Below are 19,716 nucleotides of genomic sequence, written 5' to 3' on the forward strand. Positions count from 1 at the left end.
ATCGCAGAGCCGATCGTGCGCACATCCGAATCGCCCTTTCGGGTAGTCGAGCCGGTGACCAACATCGTTCGGAGCGCGTCGGTGATCCGGCGTTCGATGACGTGCCAGGTGAGTTTCCTGGGCTGTCAGTGTGCGGCGTTGTACGCCTCTTCGATGTCGGTGGGGATGCGGCCTCGATCGCCGATCTCGTGACCGTTGTCCGCCGCCCACTGCCGAATTGCGCGAGTCTGCGCCGGGTCACGCTTGGCCGGTGTCCCGGCTGTCGAAGGCGTCGACGCGGTTGCGGGGAAGGGTTTACGTTTGCGTCCGCCAACCCGCGCGGCGTGCTTGATGTAGTAGTCGAGCTTTCTGTGAAACTCGCTGGCGTTCTTTGCTTTCAAGTCGATCACGTACTCGACGCCCTGGACCGCGAACTCGATCGTTTCACCGGAGTCGTCGATGACCGATCCGTCGATGTCGTCGACCAATTGAATCGTTTCTAGCTTGGCCACAGTGAAGAAACCCTCTCGCAAAAATGTATGGAAGACAGCTAAGTGAGCGTATAACGGGTCTGCGTGGTCGTGACAACTGTGGGTGCGGCGCGCGTGGTTCGGATGCAGGATCGAGAGAGTGCGATTATGGGCAGCGCTCCATTCGTGGTCGGCGATGAAGCCCAAGTTACTAGTCGGGCGATGACGTCGACGCCGTCGAATGTCTGGTTGTGCTGTTCTGACGACCGTTCGATCAGGGAAATGAGGCGGACCAGCCCTTCCGCGTATCGGGCCAGGGTCCGCGGCGAGAGGTCGTAAAATCGGTACACCCATATCGTCCCGGAAGTGGCCTCGTTGAGAACGCGCGCGGCCGTGCGCGGATCGATGACAACGCTGCCGCCTACATCAGAGGGGTCGTATTCGCCCGTGTCGGCGGGTCCTTCGACATTCTGCGCGTAGTAGCCCACAACGTTGGTCGCGTCTGTGTAGCGGTACCTCTTCGCTTTCAGTGCGCGGAGCAGGAAGCCCTCGTAGATGTAGTTGTCACCACGCTTGGTGGGGTAGACCGTGCCGTCGTTGTATCCCTGATACGCACTACGCTGATCATCAGCGACATCGACGCCGCCGAACCCCCTGATCAGGATTAACGGTCGGCATTTTATTTCGCCCATCTGAACCTCCACGAGTGTTCGTCGCAGCAGGCACATGCCCCCGCTGTAACTCGTCGTCCTTGACTCAAATCGACGGGTGGAGATACCTGAGGTGCAACCGCGAACCCGCTGAGCTGGTCGTTGCGGCCAGGCCGCTTCTGATGGTCCTCGTGTTGGGGGGCGATGTCACTGGTAGTTAGGGCTGACAACCGTTTGAACGGCAGACCCGTTGGCCTGCGGATGAGAATTCGAGCTGTTCGTGGTGTCCGGTCCTGACGCTAGTGTGCATCGACAGAGACAGCCAACAGGGGCCTTGGCCTATCGGTGGGGGTGAATGATCATGCGAGACAAGAGCGGTGGAGATGTGAACGTCGACGGAAGCGGGGACGCCGTAGGACACGTCGTGGACAGGTTCGCCGCGGTGATGACCGAATTCGACGTCGATACTGCCGGCGTGGGTGTGCCGTGTATCGATTCGGTGTGGCAGGGGGAGTTGCGGGGATGAGGGGCCGGCAGCTCGTCGTTGTTGACGTCCACACCACGGGGCCGTCGTTCGAGGCTCACGAGGCCTTCGAGCTCGCCGCGATCGACGGTGCATCCGGGAGGGTGTGGGATCTCGCGCTGCCTTTGACATCGGCACAGCTCGAACGGGCGGATTCAACATTCCTGCAGCTCAGCGGATACCACCGTCGACGGCTGGTGGAAAAGGCGCAGCATGACGCGTTGACCATTGGAACGGAGCTCGCGGCGCTCAGTGATGTGTTGGCTGGAAACACGCTCGGCGGCGCAGATCCGGAGATCCATGCGGCATTTTTGAGCAAGGTCTTTCACCGGCATGGTGTCCGGTCGCGTTGGCACCACCTGCCCGCAGATATCGCGGCGTTGACCGCCGGTGCCCATGGGATCCCCGCAACCAACATTCCGCGGCTGGAGGTGTGCTGCGAATTGTGGAATGTGCAGCTCGCGGAATTTCCTTCGGCGCTGGATCGGGCGCACGCTGTCGCCGATTGCTTCGCGGCGTTCGACCGCAGAAGCGGACGGGAATCGGTGTCGGCAACGCTCAGAGGCGAGTAGGTGTTGAAGCAGCCGCTTATTGCGCTGGGCCACACCTGAGCCCCGCAGTTCTGTCTCGGTAGTCACGCTATCGCAGGCGGCGAATCCAGACGAATGGTATTCTACGAGTTAATACTCGTATTTGATGGCAGCGGCCGTCACCGTTGGACGTGGGGATCTGATGGATCTGTTCATCGATGTCATAGCCTCAATCGCTTCCTGGTGTGCTCCGATGGTTCTGCTCGTGGCTGCCGCAATCCTCTTGGTGGAATCCGGCTTGCTCGTCGGGTTTCTCCTCCCGGGTACTGGCACGGTTCTGGCGGTCGGTGCTCTCGTGGGGCTGGGCGAACTTGATCCCGTCGTGACGGCGATCGTCCTGATCGCTTCGTCGACAGCAGGGGCTCAGCTGGCCTTTCGGTCCATCAGGCGTGGATCGTGTCGCGCTGATATCGCCGGCGCAGGCCGCTTTGCGCGCCTGATCAACAGGGTGCTTGCTCGGGCACGTCAGTTGTTTTCGGGGGATGCGCGCGTCGGGACAGTGACCACGCATTTCGTCGGAGGCGCGAGGACCTTGGGGCCACGTCTCGCTGCGGGTTCCTCGTTGTCGTTCTCGAGGTTCGCGGTGTTGAATATCGTCGCCGCAACCGTGTGGGTCACTCTTCTGTTGACCACGGGAAGCGTGTTGGGAGCCAACCCCGCGTGGATCCCCTGGGCCACTGGCGCTTTCGTCGTGGCCGTAGTTGGAGTCATCGCAATTCGGGCATTTCGGCGCAGTGACGCTCCGGTTCCCGGCGGCACAATTCCCGCCCGTCGATCTGATCGACGGGGCGGGAATGCGGCTGTGCCGTGCAGTTGTGCCCGTGTCATTCGCGGCCGGCTGATACCCAACTCATGTCGGGTGCTCGGGTTCCGGTGACGGCGTCGGCGAGGGTGTCGAGGACGGCGAGCTGGTCCGCGGTGAGTTCGATGTGCACCGAGCCCGCGTTTTCGGTGACCCGATCCGCATTCCGAGTGCCGGGTATCGGAACGACGGGCAGCGCGAACTGTGTACCTTTCACCCGTAGCCACGCCAATGCGATCTGGGCGGGCGTGGATCCGTGCTGTGACGCGATGTCTGTCAATGGGGCGAGGGCGTCGGTGTTCGTTTCGAATGCGTCGAGTTGAAAGCGGGGTAGATACCGCCGAAAGTCGTTGTCGCCGAGCTGTTCCTGTTTCACTTTTCCGGTGAGCATTCCGCGTCCCAGTGGGGAGTAGGGAACGAATCCGATGCCGAGTCGAGCTGCGGTCGGGACGATGGCGTTCTCGACGTCGCGGCTGAACAAGCTCCATTCGGACTGGACCGCGGCGAGCGGATGGGTCCGGTGCGCTCGTTCTAGTTCGGGGGCGGTTACTTCCGATACTCCGATGTGCCGGACTTTTCCGTCGGCGATGAGCTCGGCCATCGCTCCGATGGTGTCGTCGATCGGGATGTGTGGGTCGACCCGGTGAAGGTAGTAGAGGTCGACGACGTCCACGTCGAGGCGACGCAGGCTGTTGTCGATGCACTGGCGGACGTAAGCCCTGTCTCCGCGGCTTCTGCGGCCGGGTTCGGTTACGGAGGTATCGATACCGAATTTGGTGGCGACGGTGACCTCGTCGCGACGGTCGGCGAGGAGTCTGCCGATCAGTTCCTCGTTGGTCCCGAGGCCGTACACATCTGCGGTGTCGATGAAGTCGATGCCGAGGTTGACGGCGTGATGCAGGGTCTTCAGTGCTTGGTCGGGGTCGGATTCGCCGTACATCGAGGTCAATGCCATGCCGCCGAATCCGAGTGCGGATACTTCGAGGCCTGTTCCGAGGTTCACGTGTGGGAAGTCGGTCATGATGCTGTCTCCTTGGAGGCGCTCGTTTCGGGTCGACCGCGTTCGACTGCCTGTGTGTCCGCGGGTCCGGCCACTGCGGTGAGGTAGGTCCGTATGGCTGCAGGGTTCTGCAGCGAGCCGGTCATGCCCACTATGCGGTCGGGACGCACGACAGCGACACCGCCCTGTCCGAGCTCGCTCGAAACGATCTCGTGGGTGTCGATCACGGTGGGAGTTGCGCTCAGAAGTGTGGTGGGGGAGTGGACCACGACCACGACGTGCAGCCGCGACCCCCACGAGTCGAGGATGGCATGTAAGGCCCGGAGTTCGTCGATACTGGTGATGGTGGCCAGCGCCAGGACTCGTCGGTCATCGAGGAGGTCGGGCAGCAACTTGTCGACCTCTCCGTCGAACTGGACGGGATGCGGGGGCAGGAACTTGCCCGGCGAGATGGTTCGACCGCGCCCGCCCCCGCGGGCCACTGACGGGCCGTAGGCCGTATCGATCTGCGCCAGTTGAGGAACGACACGCCGGGTGAGGAGCCCTGTCGCCGAGAGGATTCCGAGGATTCGGTCGCGGATCCACCGCGAAACGGCAGCACGAGTTGTCCACAGTTTCGTCTGAAGATCGGTCATCGCGGCGACCGATTCTGCGACGGGTCGTCGTTCGAGTTCATATGTTTCGAGTAGTGCTGCATCGGCTCCGTCGACCGCTACTGCTGCAAGTTTCCACGCGAGATTCGCCGCGTCCTGTATTCCGGTGTTCATACCTTGACCTCCCGCAGGACTGTGAATATGTGCAGCGTCGCCGGCAAGGATGAATCGGCCCGACACGTAGCGCGAGGACAGTCTCCGGTGTACTCGAAAGTCGCTCTGCCAAAGCACATTACTGACCCGGAAGCGGCCGAGGCCGCGTTGGCCGAGCATGATGTTGGCGCGATCGGTGATCTGAGTCGGCGGTATGAGCGCAGGGGAAGCGGACTGACGGTGTCCGAGAAATACCCGGTGTCCACCACCTGGGAGCGGGACGACGACCGTCACCCCGTCCGGGTGGAGATGGTACTGAGCCTCCCCGACCGACCCATCGGTTTCTAGGGTGCCGTCCACCAGCAGAAAAGCGTCGTCGTAGCTGTCGCCGTCGAAGTCGATGGCCGCTGTTTTCCGCACGGTGCTGTGTGCACCGTCGGTGCCCACGATCCACTCTGCTGTTGTGGTGAAGCGGATTCCGCTCGGACCGACCAATGACGCCCTCGCCCCGTCGCTGGGCCCGGCAGGGTCCGGATCGAGGGCACCGAGGAACTTGTGCCGCCAGCGGACCGTACCTCCCAGCGCCTGGTAGAGCTCGAGGAGAGCTGCCTCGACGAGGGGCTGCGGAAGGGACAGGGGTTTGTGCAGGCCGGGCTGGTCGAGGCCGGTGAAGTCGACGTGGCCGATCTGTGACCCTTTCGACCAGTACGACGCTCGGTCGAGAGTGACGCCGGCATCGAATACCGCGGGATCGACACCGAGGATGCGCAGGCTCTCCTGGGCGGCACTCCAGAGTACGAGGGCTTTCGGTTCGGTCGAGGGCCCCGACTTGCCGTCGATAATCATGTGGTCGACGTTCCTGCGGGCGAGCTCGCAAGCAAGCGTCAGACCTGTGGGGCCCGCGCCGACGATGAGGACGGTGTGCTCGGTCATGTCCGGACTCCTGACGGGCGAGGCGGGGCGAGGCTGGATTGTTCGGCCGAGATCACGTCCTCGTATCCGGTGGACGGCGCGTCGCGGGGTAGGGGAGAGGCCGCTGCGTGCGGGTCTGCTGCCGCGGGGTCGACGAGGAAGTCCTTGCGTCTGATGAGGGTGAATGCCGCGATCGCACCGATGAGGGTGACGATTCCCGCGATCGTCGTGACCTGATGCAGCGCCGAGATGAACGCGATTTCTGCTGCCACCCCAACGTCCTGCCCGGTCTCTTGCAGCGCCGCGACGGCCCCGGAGGCCACGGCGTCGACGGTGGCGTCGAGCTGGGCCGGAGTCAGGGCGGATCCGTACGCGGTGTCGAGTTCGGATTCGATGGTGCGATGAGCCAAAGCTCCGAGTACCGCCACGCCCAATGCCGCACCGACCTGCTGGAATGTCTCGTTGATCCCAGCTCCCATCCCTGAGTCTTCGGCCCGAACGAGAGCCACTGCCGCGCTCGCACGGGGTGGATTGTGTAGTCCCATACCGAGTCCCGCGATCACAAACCCCGGTAACAACGCCGTCCAGCTGTCACCGACGTCCGCGAATCGAAACAACAGAAACCCGATTCCTGTGCACAACAGCGAGATTCCGATCAGAATCGATGTCGAGATCCGGGCGCTCAGTATTCCGCCCACGGCACCGGATATCAGCAGGACGCCGGTAAGCGGCAGGAACCTCAATCCGGTCTCGATAGCCGAGTAGCCCAGCACGCCTTGCATCCACAGCACCGAGAACAAGATGGTGGCCGTGACGGCGAAGTTGATCGCAAACGTTGCCGCGGACAGGCCGTTGAAGGAACGGTTTCCGAACAGGACCATGTCGAGCATGGGATTGCGGACGCGGCGCTCGACCACAGCGAAGCCGAGGAGGGCGAGCACACCGACCGCCAACGCTACCGCGGTACGTGGGTCGGTCCATCCCACGACGGGTGCCCGGATGATTGCAAAGATCAACGCGAACAGACCTGCGGAGAACAGTGCCAGACCGAGGGGGTCGAGACCGCGGCGCGCGGTCGATGTCTGGTGGTCCCGGACTTTCAGAGCGACGACGGCCAGAATGATCAGTCCCACAGGGATATTGAGGTAGAACACCCATCGCCAGTCCACTTCGGTGAGGATGCCTCCGATCAACGGTCCCGCAGCGATGGCGATGCCCGAGGTGGCCCCGAAGATGCCGAAGGCGGTTCCTCGTTGGCGGCCGTGGAACGTCGCTGCGATCATCGCTGGGCCGACGGCGTACATGATGGCCGCGCCGAGGCCTTGAACTCCACGTGCTGCGTTGAGCAGAGTTGCTGACCCAGCGAGACCGCAAGCCACGGACGCGAGGGTGAAGGCCAGCGCGCCGACGGCGAAGATCCGGGTGCGGCCCAGTCTGTCCGCGATCGAGCCGGCGGTGAGCAGAAACGCGGCCAGTGCCAGGGCGTAGGCGTCGATCACCCATTGCAACTGCTCGAAGCTGGCCGAGAGGTCTCGTTGTATCGCGGGCAGTGCGACGTTGACGACGGTGAGGTCCAAGAACAGCATGAATGTTCCGAGGCAGACCGCTGTCAGCGTCCACCAGCGTTCGGGGGCCGACTGCAGCGGTTCGGGGGTGCTCATGCGGACTCCTCGAGGAGCGCGTCCGCGGTGGGTTGCGCGGCCGGCTGCTGGCGTCCGAACCAGGCGTCGATTGCCTCGATGGCTCCCGCGGTGTCGGTGAAGTGATGTATCTGCATTCCGTGCGCTCGGGCGGCTTGGCAATTGCGTAGGTCGTCGTCGACGAACAGGCATCGAGCGGCAGGGACGCCGAGTCGTTCGGTCGTCCGGCGGTAGATTTCGGGTTCGGGTTTGCGGACACCTTCGTTCGCGGAGACGACCTCGACGCTGAACAGGCCTGTGGGGACGATTCCTCGCCACTCGGGTTCCCATTCTCGGACGTTGTTGGTCAACAGTCCCAGAGTTCGTCCTTCGGATTTCAGCGTGTGCAAGTAGTCGAGAAGTTCCGAGTTGGGGACCCGGCCGGAGAACCATGCCGGCCGGAACTGTGACAGGTCGATAGCGCGTCCGGTCATGGTTTCCAGTGCCGATCCGACTCGGTCGAGGAAGGCCGCTTCGGTGATTTCGCCGCGTTCGAGCGGGGCCATGATCGTTTCGTCCGGGTCATCGTGCGCGGTGAACAGGGCACCCATCAGGTCCTCCGGTTGCACGGACATGTACTCGGTGAACGCCGCGATGGTGTCGGCGATGGGGTTGGTCAGGACGCCGCCGTAGTCGACGACGAGAACGAGGGGACCGGTGTCGATACTGTTGTCGGACATCGTCATCCCACCTCGACCTGCGAGCGGACGATGACGACGTCACCCTGGACGAGTTCGAAAGATGCGACGATCCCAGTCCCGGACTCGGTGGGTGCGGTGTCGATCAAGCGGCAGTAGACAGGAAGCTCGTGTTCGGCGAAGTCGAGGAACTGGATGTCGTAGCGCACCGGGGAACCGACCGACGATTCCGGCAGTGAGTGGGTGTCGAGGACGGCGCACACCGATGCCTGCCTGCACGCTTCGGTCAAGAGCATCCCCGAGACGTGGTCGACCTTGTGATCGGAGAGCGACGGGTGGTTGTTGTCGACGACGACCTCGTACGTCGTGTCGGGGTGTTCGGTGCCGGTGGAGGCGATGACGACGTTCTTCGAGTCCCGCCGGGCAACGCGTGCAGGCGGAAGCGGAACGGCGGCAGAGGTATACGGCTGATCGGGGGTGTTCTTCGCTGCCCGCCCGGCCGCGCGCATCTCGGCGAACATCTGCTTGGGCATGAAGCTCAGGGATCCGACGAATTCGCCGACAGGCACGCCGTCGAGAACGGTCTGGTACCTACCGACTGCCCCGGTCAGGTACCCCTCGACGTGGAACCGCTTCTCGAATTCGACTCGGATGACCAACCGGCCCGGTGTTTCCCCGACCTGGAGGGCAGCGAGGTCGGTCACCGACACCGAGGCCTTGCGGAAGACGAACGCCCAGTCCTTGGGTACTCCGTAGAACTGGTGACTGATCAGGATCGAGGCCTGCCTGCATGCCTCCACGAGGATCATGGGGTCGTACCGGTCGTCGAGTCGGTCGCTGTAGAGGGCATGCCCTCGCGGTAGCTGCGCGGCGACGACGAATCGGTTCTCGCCCGTCGCAGCAGCGTCGGTGAGGAAGACCTCGCTGACAGCTGCGCGGTGGACGAGGCTTCGCGGCACAGTGCGATCGAATGTCAGTTCACTGGCGATATCGAACGGTGGTGTGGTGACAGTCATTTCTTCCCCCAGGAAGGTGGTCGCAGATTTTCTGCTTTGTGCGAAACGCACCGATCGGTACGTGGTTTCAAGTACAGCGCCACGTTTTCGATAAGTCAATTCTTTTCACGTTAATTCCAAATGTTCGGAAAGTGATTCCCGTAACAATATAATTTCAGTTCGAGCGCAGATATACCGCCAGTAATTCGAGCACTATTGTGAGCCTGTGCACACGGTTAAGTGCACAGGCTCGCAATAGTGCGTTCAGCTATTTGATGCCGATCTGATGCGGTCAGTGGGGTTGTCGGGCGTCGAGCCACTGGTCGAGCGAGTCGAAGACGATGGCGGCGTTCCGTGCGTGGCCCATGTAATGGCCTGCGTGAGGAATCGTGATCGCCTTTCTGTCCGATGTTCCGGTGAACGATGCAATATGTTCGTCACCGAATTGCACGCGTGCGTCGTCCTGTCCGTAGAGGCCGAGAACTGGAATGTCTATGCTCGACATTTTGGCCAGGTCGAGAAGAATTCCGGGGCCTTGTGAAAGCATGTCGCCGCACGGGTGTTGGTTCTGATAGGGCGCTGCTGTATCGATTACTTGTTGTTCGGTATCGGCATAGTTTCCTGTCACGAATTCAGTGGTTCCTTGGTCGTAAAAGGTGTAGCCCTTGGCGGCGGGATTGTTTTCCGATGCCGAGCCTCCGGTGAGGCAGCGTGGTGTGGCGGCGAAGAATCTGACGTAGGCCTCGGGTGTCAGTCCGCGATCGGCCCAGTCCATGACGACGAGAGCGTCGACGTCGTCGAAGGTGTAGGCCTCGATCTGGACGATCTGCCCGCCGTTCGACTGGCCGGCGAGGGTGATGTGCCCGAAGGTGGGGGCCGTTCCGGATGCATCCCATTGATAGGTGCCGGTACGCAGCGCTTGGACGATCTGATGGGCCATCGTTGCTTGGGACCCCACGCACATGGCCCCGCCTGCCGGAGCGTCGCTCGTGTCGTATCCGAGTCTGTCGATCGTCAGTGAGGTCTGTCCGCGAGCGGCCATTTCGTAGGTGTGGTGGTATCCCTCGACTGGAAGACGCCAGTACCATTCGCCGGCTGCGATGCCGTGTTCGTAGAGGGTGATGGCGTTGCCGAAACCCTCTGCGGGAGCGGTGAGATGGCCACGGATGGTGTAGGTTCCGCCGTCGGCGGTGCACGGGACGGCTGTGTCGTTGGTGTTGCGGACTGTGAAGGACACCGGTACGTCGATCACGTCCGATCGGGTCGGCTGCGCGGAGGCGATGGCCGTTCCACCGAGAAAGATGGCGGTCGACGCGACGGTTATCGCAATCGCGGCGAGGAGCCGTGAGAGGGGGTGATGGCGGCTGTCGAGCATGGGGTACTCCGATCGGGGCGGGGATGTGGTGGCTGGGAGCGTGCGAGTGCAGTGCTCATACAGGGGTTTTGGGTCTTCCAGGGTCGACTTCGGTACCAGGTGTATCGACGCGTGGAGCATCGGTGATGCCGATGAGCTGGTGCAGGCGTGCCAGTGGGCGCGGTGCCCACCAGTTCCAGCGGCCGGTCAGGGCCATGATGGAGGGGACGAGGATCGCTCGGATGACGGTGGCGTCGATCAGGACCGCCAGTGCCATGCCGATTCCGAGTTGCTGAAGGAAGGTCACCCCGGAAGTGGCGTAGGTGGCGAAGGATGCGGCCAGGATGAGAGCTGCTGCGGTGACGACGGGTGCGGAGCGTGAGATGCCATCGATGATGGATTGGCGATTGTCTCCGGTACGGTCGAATTCTTCTTTGATGCGCGAGAGCAGGAAGACTTCGTAGTCCATCGACAGGCCGTAGGCGATGCAGAACATCAGGATGGGGATGCTCGGCTCGATGGCACCGGTAGGGGTGAAACCCAGCAGCCCAGCAAGATTGCCGTTCTGAAAACCCCACACCAGGACACCGAACATGACCGTCAGTGACAGCAGATTCAGAATGGTGGCTTTGATGGGGGCGATGATCGATCCGGTCATCACGAACAGAATGGCGAAGGTGATCAGTGCAATGAGCACGGCCACGAGCGGGAGCCGGGCGGTGACGCCGTCGGTGTAGTCGTCGAGCATCGCGGGTGAGCCGCCGACGAGTACCTGGCCGGGAGGCTCCACCGACCGTACCGCGGAGACGAATCCGGCTCTGTCGTCCAGTGATTCGCGAGTCGGTACCACCGAGAGGTAGCTGCCTGCGGTGTCGGGAGTGAAACGGACGGCGCCGTTCGGTGGAGCAGTGAGCGCCCTGTCGGGTTCGACGGTGCCCAGTGCGCTGTCCACTCGTAGCACCTGGGGCAGTGCTGCGAGATCGGAGGCGTACCGAGCGAGGCCGTCCGGTGCGATGGTCGGTGCGACGAGCAGAATTGCGTCTGCATCCTCGCTGGCGTAGTCGTCGCGGATGGTGTCGTACAGGGCGCGGACCGGAACCGACTGCGGCAGGATGCGATCGTCCGGTGCGCCGAACCGAACGCCTAGTACCGGCGCTCCGAGCAGTATCAAGATCACCACACCGGCGATCGCGAACACTGCAGGTCGGCCGGTCGTGGCCACGGTGATCCGCCGCCACACGGTACTTCCGTCGGTGTCCGGTTCCTTGCGCCGTAAGGCGCGGTGCCCGAGCAGCACCAATGCGGCCGGGAGTACGACCGTAGCGGCGAGCACGGCGGTGGCGACGACGGCTATCCCGGCGTAGGCGAACGAGGCCAGGAACGGGAACGGGAAGACCAGCAGAACGGCCAGTGACGCGGCGACGGTGGCGCCGGAGAACATGATGGTGCGTCCGGCTGCCTGCGCTGCTCGCTGCACGGCCAACGTCAGGTCAGCGGTGCGGCGGGCTTCCTCTCGGAAGCGGTAGATCAGGAACAGTCCGTAATCGACGCCGAGTGCAATGCCCATCACCAGCGCGATGTTCGCCGCGAAGGTCGATACTTCGGTGAAGGCTGCCACCACGCGCATGATGGCCAGGGTGCCGACGACGGAGAACAGTCCGGTTGCGAAGACCACTGCGGCGAGACGGAGCCGCCGTAGGACGGCCCACAACAGTGCGATCACCAGCGGGGCGATGATCAGCTCTGCTCGGAGAAAGTCGGTCCTGGATTGTTCTGCGACGGAGCGGAACACCTCGTCGCTGCCGCCGAGAGCGATGTCGATGTTCGAGGTAGCCGACCGGCTGAGTGCCTCGTCGAGAGCGGGAAGGACCTGTTGCCGGATTTCGGTGGCGTCGCCCGGTGCCCACGCCTGGATCAGCGCCGAGCTGCCGTCCCCGGCGGCGAGGGTCGGAACCTCTTCGGTCCAGTAGGACCATGTGTCGTCGATGCCGGGGAAGGTGTCGACGAACTCGGTCAGACGTAACCCGTCCGCGGCGACGGCCGAGCTGTCGACGTCGCCGGTCTTCGCGGTGACGAGGATGGTGATGTTGGGTGTGCCGGTCTGAAAGGTGTCGTTGAGCAGCGCCTCGGCTGCCGCAGACGGGGCGTTGGTCGCCTCGAACCTGTTCAGGGACAGTGCATTCATCGCACCGGCAGCGACTGCTGCGAGCACGAGGAAGAGGACGCCGGCCACTACGAGGGTGAGGCCGGGTCGAGTTGTGGCGAATCGGGTGGGCATCGCGGGTCCCCCTGCTACCGTGGATACGAGCGATTGCTCGTGATTTGCGAGAATACGAGCGAAAGCTCGTCTTGTCTACCGGAAAGCCTGGAGTTCACATGCCGAATACCTCGACGCCAACTACCTCTCCTGCACCCAAGCGTCAGGATCGCGGACTCAAGCGCATCGCTGCGATCCTCGACGGTGCGGAGGAGTTGTTCGGAGAAGTCGGGTTCGACGCAGCGACCACGAACGCTATCGCCAGCAAATCGGGCATGTCACCGGGTTCGCTGTACCAGTTCTTCAGAAACAAGGAAGACATCGCCGCAGCATTGGCGGAACGCTACGTCGTGGAGTTGACCGACGCCCAATCGGCCGCGGTCGATCCGCGACCGGACGGCTTCGTGGAATCTCTACCGCAGTTCATCGACCGGGCCGTCGACAATATGGTCGCCTTCAATGCGGCCAATCCGGCTTTCCTGCAACTGTTCTCGCGAGCAGATACCCAGCCTGCCCTGTATACCGCAGTCGTACCATTGCAGAGCGAACTCTCCCAGAGGGTCGCCCAGACCTTGGCCGCACTCGCACCGACCCTGTCCAGCGAACGCATCGACCTCCACGCGCTGGTGGCCTTGCAGATCACCCGCGGAATGATGCCCGTCATCGCCGCAGAAAAAACTAACAAGAAGGACCAGCTCGTGACCGAGCTCAAGGCGGCACTGATTCGTTACCTGTCCGAGGCACTCGCCTCACCCTGACGGAACAGAGACCCGCGCCGCCGCAGGCCGTGCGTACTCCCAGTCTGAAAAAAGCTGCAGCAGTAGCTGTTTTGACGTTTTTCAGTTGTGCTGCCAGCAATCACTGCTTTTCGTACACTATGGGATCCGCGCCGATCGATACTTCGATGCGTGGTGGAGCATTCGGTCGAGGCTCAACGCCCCGCGTCGTATGCTCGGTCAGCGATCGGCGACCTTAGGCGCGCACCCGGCGGCGGACCATGCGACCGGCGTGCATCGCCGCAACTTTGGTCCAATCAGGGTGTGCAATTAGCCGTCACAGCTGGACCGATGACCGCCGGACTCACGCAGGTTCCGGTGTTGCCGCGCCGGTCACCGCATGACCTGGGGGACGGTTCGCTGTTTTTCGTTCTTTGGGTGTGTCGATCAATGCGTTATGTGCAGCATCGCGTACCCAGCCTGTGATTCTGTCGAGGGTTTCGGATGGCAGGTGCCATCGTTGCCAATACAGGGGAATGGTGACGTTGTGGTCGGGGTCGAGGTGAACGAGTGTCCCGTCGGCGAGGTCGCGTGCGATTTGTCCTTCCGGTAGCACGCCCCACCCGAGTCCGAGTCGAGCTGCAGTCAGGAATTCGCGGTTCGATGGGAGGTAGTGGATCGGGGGCTCACGGTGCGCCTTGATCTTGCGTAGATAGGCGTGTTGCAGGTCGTCCTTTTTGTCGAATCGCAGCATCGGGAGGCGGCTGGGATCGCAACCGTCGGAGTCGGCGTCGCGAATGAGTGAGGGTGCGCACGCGGGCCAATAGACCATGGCTCCGAGCGGTTCGACCGTACAGCCAGGTGCTGCGGTGCGTGAGGTCGTCACGGCGGCCATGACCGCGCCTTGACGCAGTAGAGCGTCTGTATGGTCCTGATCTTCGATGTGGAGGTCCAGCAGTATCCGTCGGTCGACGGCTATCGCTTTCATCACCGGTTGGAACCACGTCGAGACCGAATCGGCATTGATAGCAAGTGAAAAGCGCAGCGGTGCAGCAGTATTCGTTGTCGTTGAGCCGCCGCGTAGCTCAGCGTCGGCGTCGACGGTGAGGACTTCGATCTGCCGCGCGAGTCGGAGCAGGGCTTGCCCGTTTCTGGTGGGTAGTACCGGCCTGGTTCGCTGTAGCAGCGCGGCCCCCGACGCTCGTTCGAGCGCGGTAATGCGTTGGCTGACTGCAGAAGACGAGATGTGCAACGCCGTTGCAGCTCCCTCGAACGACCCTGAATCGCAGATCGCGGCAAGTGTGGCGAGCTGATCGTGGTTGTACATCCACAAATACTAAACCTAGATCAGCGATACTTAGGAAACGTGCATCGATGCTGGAGCGGTCGTACCGTTCTTGCCGTGAACAACCCCGTTCTGGCCTATCTCCCCGTCGCTATCGTCTTCGGAATAATCCCAGGTCCTGACGTCATGTTGGCGGTCAAGCACTCGCTTACCGGCGGTGTGCGTCACGGCATCGCCGTAGCTTTGGGTGCGGCGACGGGGTCGATGGCCTGGGGCATCGCTGCGGCCGTGGGGTTGGCGTCCTTGCTCACCAGCGTCCCCGGGGCATTCGACGCGGTACGTATCGCAGGTGCCGCCTACCTGGTGTTTCTAGGAATTCAGAGTATCTGGCAGCGCAAGGGCAGCTTCACCGACGTCGATGCCGCGACTTACAACGCGCACCAGCCGAAGTGGTCGCGAGCGTTCATGACCGGTTTCGTCGCGGACCTGTTGAATCCGAAAATGGGTGCGTTCTACCTGGCGGTGCTGCCGCAGTTCATTCCGCGCGACGGGAACGTTTTCGTTTGGTCCATGCTGCTCATGTCGATCGAGTTCGTGGTGGCGCTGATATGTCTGTCCTCGTACGCACTTCTTGCCTCGTCCGCTCGCCGGTTCTTGGAGAAGGGCCGCTTGGGGGCGTGGCTCGAGCGTGGACTGGGTGTTGTTCTGGTGGGATTCGGCGTCCGGCTGGCCTTCGAGTAAACACCCCCGCCGTCCGAGCCCTTCTCCCTTCGCTCTTTCAACTACTCGACCCGAGCCCGACCTGACTTGATTGTGTAACGACGCCTTGGCCCGGGTCCGCGCCCCGGGCCGTCCAATCCCGCCAGGTCTTGGCTTTGCCGTGCCCTAACCCGAACTTTCCTGTACCGAAACCGAACCATCACGCACACAGAGGGGTACCGATCAATGAGCGAAAAGCTCTGGGGTGGAAGATTCTCCACCGATATCACCGACGATGTACTTCGCTACACAGAGACAGCATCGGTAGACAGCAGAATGCTCGAACACGACCTGTGGCAGAACATCGCTCATGTTCTGATGCTCGGTCGCGCGGGAATCAACACCGAACCCGACACCAAAGCGCTTCTCGCTGGGCTGCTCGACATGGAGAGCAGCCGAGCCGACGGTGGATTGCAGCTCGACGTCCGACAAGAAGATGTGCACCTCAACACCGAATTCATGCTCATCGAACGGATCGGACCCGTCGGCGGCCGCATGCACACCGCACGGTCCCGAAACGATCAGGTGCAGACCGACGCACGCATGGTCACCCGCGAGTGGCTGCTCGATGCCAGCGAAGAACTGCTCATGTTCGTGCAGGATCTGCTCGGGTGCCCCGAGTCGGAACGAGAAGCAGTTCTACCCGGCTACACGCATTCGCAGGCAGCGCAACCGATTTCGGTAGCATTTTGGAAGGCTGCGCACGCACAGGCCTTGCTGCGTGATGCCTCCCGACTGATGGATGCCTGGAAGCGCATCAACATCAATCCGCTCGGCGCGTGTGCGCTCGCCGGAACTACATTCGCCCTGGACCGCGATTACACCTCCCGGCTTCTCGGGTTCGATGCACCGATGGTCAATGCGCTCGATGCGACGTCGACGAGGGACTGGACAGTCGAAGTAGCGGGCGCAGCTGCCAGCGGTGCTGTGAATCTATCTCGCATGCAGGAAGAGATCGTCACCTGGAGCTCGAACGAATACGCTCTCGCCGAAGTGCACGATTCGTTCGCGACCGGTAGCTCGATCATGCCGCAGAAGAAGAATCCGGTGGTTGCAGAACTGGCGCGAGGGAAGTCCGGTCGCGCGGTGGGTGCGCTGGTGCAACTGCTGGTGATGGAGAAGTCGGTCGGTCTCGGGTACAGCTGCGACCTGCAGGAGGACAAACCGGTTTACTGGGGCGCCCTCGATACGTACCTCGACACCATTCGCCTGTGCCGACGCCAGAACCTGCACACCGCGTTCGACGGTGCTCGCGGCAGAGCCCTGTGCTGGGACAACTTCTCGACCGCGACAGAGATCGCCAACATCTTGGTCTCTCGGTTCGACGTTCCTTTCCGCACAGCCCACCGCATCACCGGTGACCTCGTCAACGCCGCCCTCGCAGCCGGTCACACCCTGCGCAACGTCGCGTTCACCACCACTTTCCTCCGCGAGGAACACGACATCGACATCAGTGAGGTCGACATGAAGCAGATATGCGATCCGCTCCACACACTGCGCAGCTACATCTCTGCCGGATCCACCGGACCGACGCGGGTCTCCGAACAGCAGGAGCAAGGCCTGGCCGACGTGACCGACAGACTCGCCGAAATCCGGCAAGCCAGAACCCGCCTCTGGGAGGCGAAGGCGGAATGCCTACGAGCAGCGCGATCCGTCGTCGGCGGCGTGAGCGTGCCCGAACTCGCGATGGAGGTCGGGGTATGAGCATCGTCCTGGCATATTCCGGCGGATTGGACACATCCGTTGCCGTGCACTGGCTCAAAGAGCGCTATCAGACCGAGGTCATCGCGTACTGCGCGAACCTCGGCCAAATCGAGGACCTCGAGGCCGTCTCGAAGCGCGCAACCGCGGCCGGCGCGTCGGAAGTTATCGTCGAAGACGTCCGAGACCTGTTCCTCCACGACTATGCAATCCCGGCTCTCGCCGCCGGCGCTGCATACGAGGGAAAATATCTTCTGGCTGCACCGTTGTCTCGACCGTTGATCGCCGAGCGGCTGGTCAGCATCGCTCGCGAACGCGGTGCATCCGCAGTCGCTCACGGTGCCACGGGCAAGGGAAACGATCAGGTCCGGTTCTACACCTCCGTGCGGGCGTTGGCTCCCGAGCTCGACATCCTCGCACCTGTCATCGATTGGGAAATGACCTCCCGCGGTAGCGAAATTGCCTACGCCGATCGTCACGGTATCGATGTGGGTGTCAGCAAGACGACGCCGTACAGCATCGACACCAATATCTGGGGCACCAGCATCGAGTGCGGGGATCTCGACCTCATCGACCACGCTCCACCGCCCGATGCATGGCAGATCACGACCGCGCCGGTGCAGGCACCGGATCGTCCAACAACGATCACGATCGAGTTCGAAGCAGGCATCCCCGTCGCTCTCGACGGCCGCAAGCTCGACCTGATCGACCTGGTCAGCGAACTCGGGGACACAGCGGCCGCGAACGGTATCGGGCGTACCGAAATTCTCGAGAGCCGCATCGTCGGATTCAAGAGCCGCGGAATCTACGAAGCACCCGCTGCAACAGTTCTTCTCGCTGCACGAACCGATCTCGAAGCACTCGTACTGGACCGAGAGACGCTCCACCACAAGCGGTCCATCGCCGACCAGTACGCAGAGTTGGTCTACTACGGCTACTGGTTCACCGATCTGCGTGCAGCACTCGATGCTTACTGCGCCCGTCTGGCTCACCGCGTGACGGGCACAGTGACCGTCGAGCTGTACAAGGGCTCCGCTCGATGCATCGGCCGGACGTCCCCGAAATACGGCCGATACAGCTCGGCTCTGGCCGATTACGAAGAGGCAGACACCTTTCTACACGAAGCAGGTGCCGGATTCGCGTACTGCTGGGCTCTCCCACTCACCGAAGGAGTTGTCACTCGATGAAAGACACCCGCTCTGTTCTGCTCATCTCCGACGGATCACGGTGGGGCGAACTCGCCCACGACTTTCTCCGCCGCAGATTCGCCGACGTCGACTGGTTTGCCTGGGACTACGGCGATCCAGTAACTCGATCGTTCGATCAGTGGCACGGGTGCGACCTGCTTCTGTCCTTCAAATCGGACTTCATCCTGTCCGAGGCCACACTCGATCGAGTGCGGGAACTGGCCGTGAACTTCCACCCGGCGACCCCGAACTACCGAGGGATCGGCGGATATCGCTACGCGATCGACGACAACCAGACGCAATTCGGGGCCACCTGCCACATCATCACCCCGAAGGTAGATGGCGGTCCGATCATCGCAGTCGACCGATTCGACATCGTCCCAGGCGAATCCGAGACGAGCTTGAGCGAACGCACCGCCGCCGCCGCACTGGCTCAATTCCATCGAATCGTCACCACAATATGCAACGGCACCGCTATCAGCGCCGATCACAGCGAACAATGGGGACAACGTCTCTACACACGCCGCGCCCTCGACGCAGACCGCCGAAAGCGTGGGGAGCTGGTCGAAGCGTGAGAACACTGCACTCACCCTCCGCCACCCACGAGCCCCACGATCGGCCCAGGTCGCCCGAAGCCCATGGCGGTACTGCAGTTCGCAACGGCCCCTTGGCGATCATCGAATTCGACGGTGAAGGACACAACACGTTCTCCACAGACAAGATGCGCGGCATCACCGAGTTGGTCTGGCAGCTAGGGGACACCCCGGATGTCGAGGGGCTGGTTCTGTACGGGGGAGACGGTCGATCCTTCGGTGTCGGCGGTGACTTCAACGAAGTCAAGGACTTCACGGGAGGCTCCGAGGTCAACCGATGGATCGACGCCTGCGTGGACATGTATCGAGCAGTTCTGTCGATCTCGAAACCGACCGTGGCAGTCATCGACAAATACTGCATCGGCATCGGTCTTCAGTTGGCACTGTGCGCCGACTGGCGCATCGGAACGTCGACGTCGGACCTCCGTATGCCCGAGCTCAAGTTGGGTATCTCCTGCATACTCGGAGCTCCGCTCCTGCAACGCCGAGTAGGGCCTGCCGTGGCGAATCGAATGATCATCGGGTGCGATCGATGGCTCGGTACCACCGCACTCTCCGACGGCCTCCTCGATGAACTCGTTGCAGCCCATAGTGACCCGCTCGCTGCAGGATGCACCCGAGCACAGGCACTGGCCGAGTACCAATCGGTGCCGTTTGCCCGCACCAAGGCGTTCGTCAACCACGATCTGCTGCTCGACATGGAACGAGCCCGTATTGCAGCAATAGCCGGCCACCGAGCGGGGTTCGCTGCAGGCGATGCGGCCCAACAGAAGATGCGCACAATTGTCGGAGACAACCCATGACCCCAACCGATCATGGGTGGGTCGTCTTTTCGCACAGCGGCCGCATCCGCCGTGTTGGCGGACATACCGGCCCCGTT

18 protein-coding genes are annotated in these 19,716 nt (G+C 62.4%); 8 read left to right on the plus strand and 10 right to left on the minus strand.

Going from position 1 to position 19,716, the window contains the following annotated elements:
• Positions 1 to 125: 125 nt before the first annotated feature.
• Both CH249_RS28425 and CH249_RS28430 read right to left on the minus strand, forming a co-directional pair.
• Positions 126 to 491, minus strand: a complete 366-nt coding sequence (locus CH249_RS28425; RefSeq protein WP_015586104.1) for an Lsr2 family protein — start codon at positions 489 to 491, stop codon at positions 126 to 128.
• A 38-nt stretch (positions 492 to 529) separates the two neighbouring features.
• Positions 530 to 1,153: a hypothetical protein gene (locus tag CH249_RS28430; RefSeq protein WP_230591901.1), complete on the minus strand. Its 624-nt coding sequence runs from the start codon at positions 1,151 to 1,153 to the stop codon at positions 530 to 532.
• A gap of 307 nt (positions 1,154 to 1,460) precedes the next feature.
• Here CH249_RS28430 and CH249_RS27890 point away from each other — a divergent pair, with 307 nt between their 5' ends.
• The gene (locus CH249_RS27890) at positions 1,461 to 1,625 is read left to right on the plus strand and encodes a hypothetical protein (protein WP_155289035.1); all 165 of its coding nucleotides are present in this window, start codon (positions 1,461 to 1,463) and stop codon (positions 1,623 to 1,625) included.
• Positions 1,626 to 1,726: 101 nt separating this feature from the next.
• Positions 1,727 to 2,194 carry a hypothetical protein gene (locus tag CH249_RS13695; protein WP_139278538.1) on the plus strand — a complete coding sequence of 156 codons (468 nt, stop codon included), beginning with the start codon at positions 1,727 to 1,729 and terminating at the stop codon, positions 2,192 to 2,194.
• 842 nt (positions 2,195 to 3,036) lie between these two features.
• Here the strand turns inward: CH249_RS13695 and CH249_RS13705 are convergent.
• From CH249_RS13705 to CH249_RS13735, 7 genes are all read right to left on the minus strand, one after another.
• Positions 3,037 to 4,035, minus strand: coding sequence for an aldo/keto reductase (locus CH249_RS13705; protein WP_015586110.1), 999 nt, complete (start codon positions 4,033 to 4,035; stop codon positions 3,037 to 3,039).
• Positions 4,032 to 5,693 (minus strand): FAD-dependent monooxygenase, encoded by a 1,662-nt coding sequence (locus CH249_RS13710; RefSeq protein WP_015586111.1) that lies wholly within the window; start codon positions 5,691 to 5,693, stop codon positions 4,032 to 4,034. The genes CH249_RS13705 and CH249_RS13710 overlap by 4 nt, the downstream gene beginning before the upstream one ends.
• Positions 5,690 to 7,333, minus strand: a complete 1,644-nt coding sequence (locus CH249_RS13715) for an MFS transporter (protein WP_015586112.1) — start codon at positions 7,331 to 7,333, stop codon at positions 5,690 to 5,692. The genes CH249_RS13710 and CH249_RS13715 overlap by 4 nt, the downstream gene beginning before the upstream one ends.
• Positions 7,330 to 8,031, minus strand: a complete 702-nt coding sequence (locus CH249_RS13720) for an HAD family phosphatase (RefSeq protein ID WP_052047793.1) — start codon at positions 8,029 to 8,031, stop codon at positions 7,330 to 7,332. Before CH249_RS13720 ends, CH249_RS13715 begins: the two co-directional genes overlap by 4 nt.
• A gap of 2 nt (positions 8,032 to 8,033) precedes the next feature.
• Positions 8,034 to 9,005, minus strand: a complete 972-nt coding sequence (locus CH249_RS13725) for a ScbA/BarX family gamma-butyrolactone biosynthesis protein (protein ID WP_015586114.1) — start codon at positions 9,003 to 9,005, stop codon at positions 8,034 to 8,036.
• Between the two features lie 271 nt (positions 9,006 to 9,276).
• The gene (locus tag CH249_RS13730; protein ID WP_015586115.1) at positions 9,277 to 10,359 is read right to left on the minus strand and encodes an alpha/beta hydrolase; all 1,083 of its coding nucleotides are present in this window, start codon (positions 10,357 to 10,359) and stop codon (positions 9,277 to 9,279) included.
• Positions 10,360 to 10,414: 55 nt separating this feature from the next.
• Entirely contained in the window at positions 10,415 to 12,616 is a 2,202-nt protein-coding gene (locus CH249_RS13735) for an MMPL family transporter (RefSeq protein ID WP_052069823.1), read from the minus strand.
• A 98-nt stretch (positions 12,617 to 12,714) separates the two neighbouring features.
• Here CH249_RS13735 and CH249_RS13740 point away from each other — a divergent pair, with 98 nt between their 5' ends.
• Positions 12,715 to 13,353, plus strand: coding sequence for a TetR/AcrR family transcriptional regulator (locus CH249_RS13740; RefSeq protein WP_015586117.1), 639 nt, complete (start codon positions 12,715 to 12,717; stop codon positions 13,351 to 13,353).
• A 322-nt stretch (positions 13,354 to 13,675) separates the two neighbouring features.
• Here the strand turns inward: CH249_RS13740 and CH249_RS13745 are convergent, their stop codons facing one another.
• The gene (locus CH249_RS13745; protein WP_015586118.1) at positions 13,676 to 14,638 is read right to left on the minus strand and encodes a LysR family transcriptional regulator ArgP; all 963 of its coding nucleotides are present in this window, start codon (positions 14,636 to 14,638) and stop codon (positions 13,676 to 13,678) included.
• 75 nt (positions 14,639 to 14,713) lie between these two features.
• Between CH249_RS13745 and CH249_RS13750 the strand changes: the two genes are divergently transcribed.
• From CH249_RS13750 to CH249_RS13770, 5 genes are all read left to right on the plus strand, one after another.
• Complete coding sequence (locus CH249_RS13750) at positions 14,714 to 15,337, plus strand: LysE family translocator (RefSeq protein ID WP_032364998.1); 624 nt, start codon at positions 14,714 to 14,716, stop codon at positions 15,335 to 15,337.
• A 204-nt stretch (positions 15,338 to 15,541) separates the two neighbouring features.
• Positions 15,542 to 17,059 carry an argininosuccinate lyase gene (gene argH, locus CH249_RS13755; RefSeq protein WP_052047792.1) on the plus strand — a complete coding sequence of 506 codons (1,518 nt, stop codon included), beginning with the start codon at positions 15,542 to 15,544 and terminating at the stop codon, positions 17,057 to 17,059.
• Positions 17,056 to 18,243, plus strand: coding sequence for an argininosuccinate synthase (locus CH249_RS13760; RefSeq protein WP_015586121.1), 1,188 nt, complete (start codon positions 17,056 to 17,058; stop codon positions 18,241 to 18,243). The genes argH and CH249_RS13760 overlap by 4 nt, the downstream gene beginning before the upstream one ends.
• Positions 18,240 to 18,818, plus strand: a complete 579-nt coding sequence (locus tag CH249_RS13765) for a formyltransferase family protein (protein WP_032364999.1) — start codon at positions 18,240 to 18,242, stop codon at positions 18,816 to 18,818. The genes CH249_RS13760 and CH249_RS13765 overlap by 4 nt, the downstream gene beginning before the upstream one ends.
• The gene (locus CH249_RS13770) at positions 18,815 to 19,639 is read left to right on the plus strand and encodes an enoyl-CoA hydratase/isomerase family protein (protein WP_052047791.1); all 825 of its coding nucleotides are present in this window, start codon (positions 18,815 to 18,817) and stop codon (positions 19,637 to 19,639) included. The genes CH249_RS13765 and CH249_RS13770 overlap by 4 nt, the downstream gene beginning before the upstream one ends.
• Positions 19,640 to 19,716 lie beyond the last annotated feature (77 nt).

Origin of the sequence: Rhodococcus sp. 05-2255-3B1, assembly GCF_002258545.1 — a bacterium.
Taxonomy (GTDB): Bacteria; Actinomycetota; Actinomycetes; order Mycobacteriales; family Mycobacteriaceae; genus Rhodococcoides.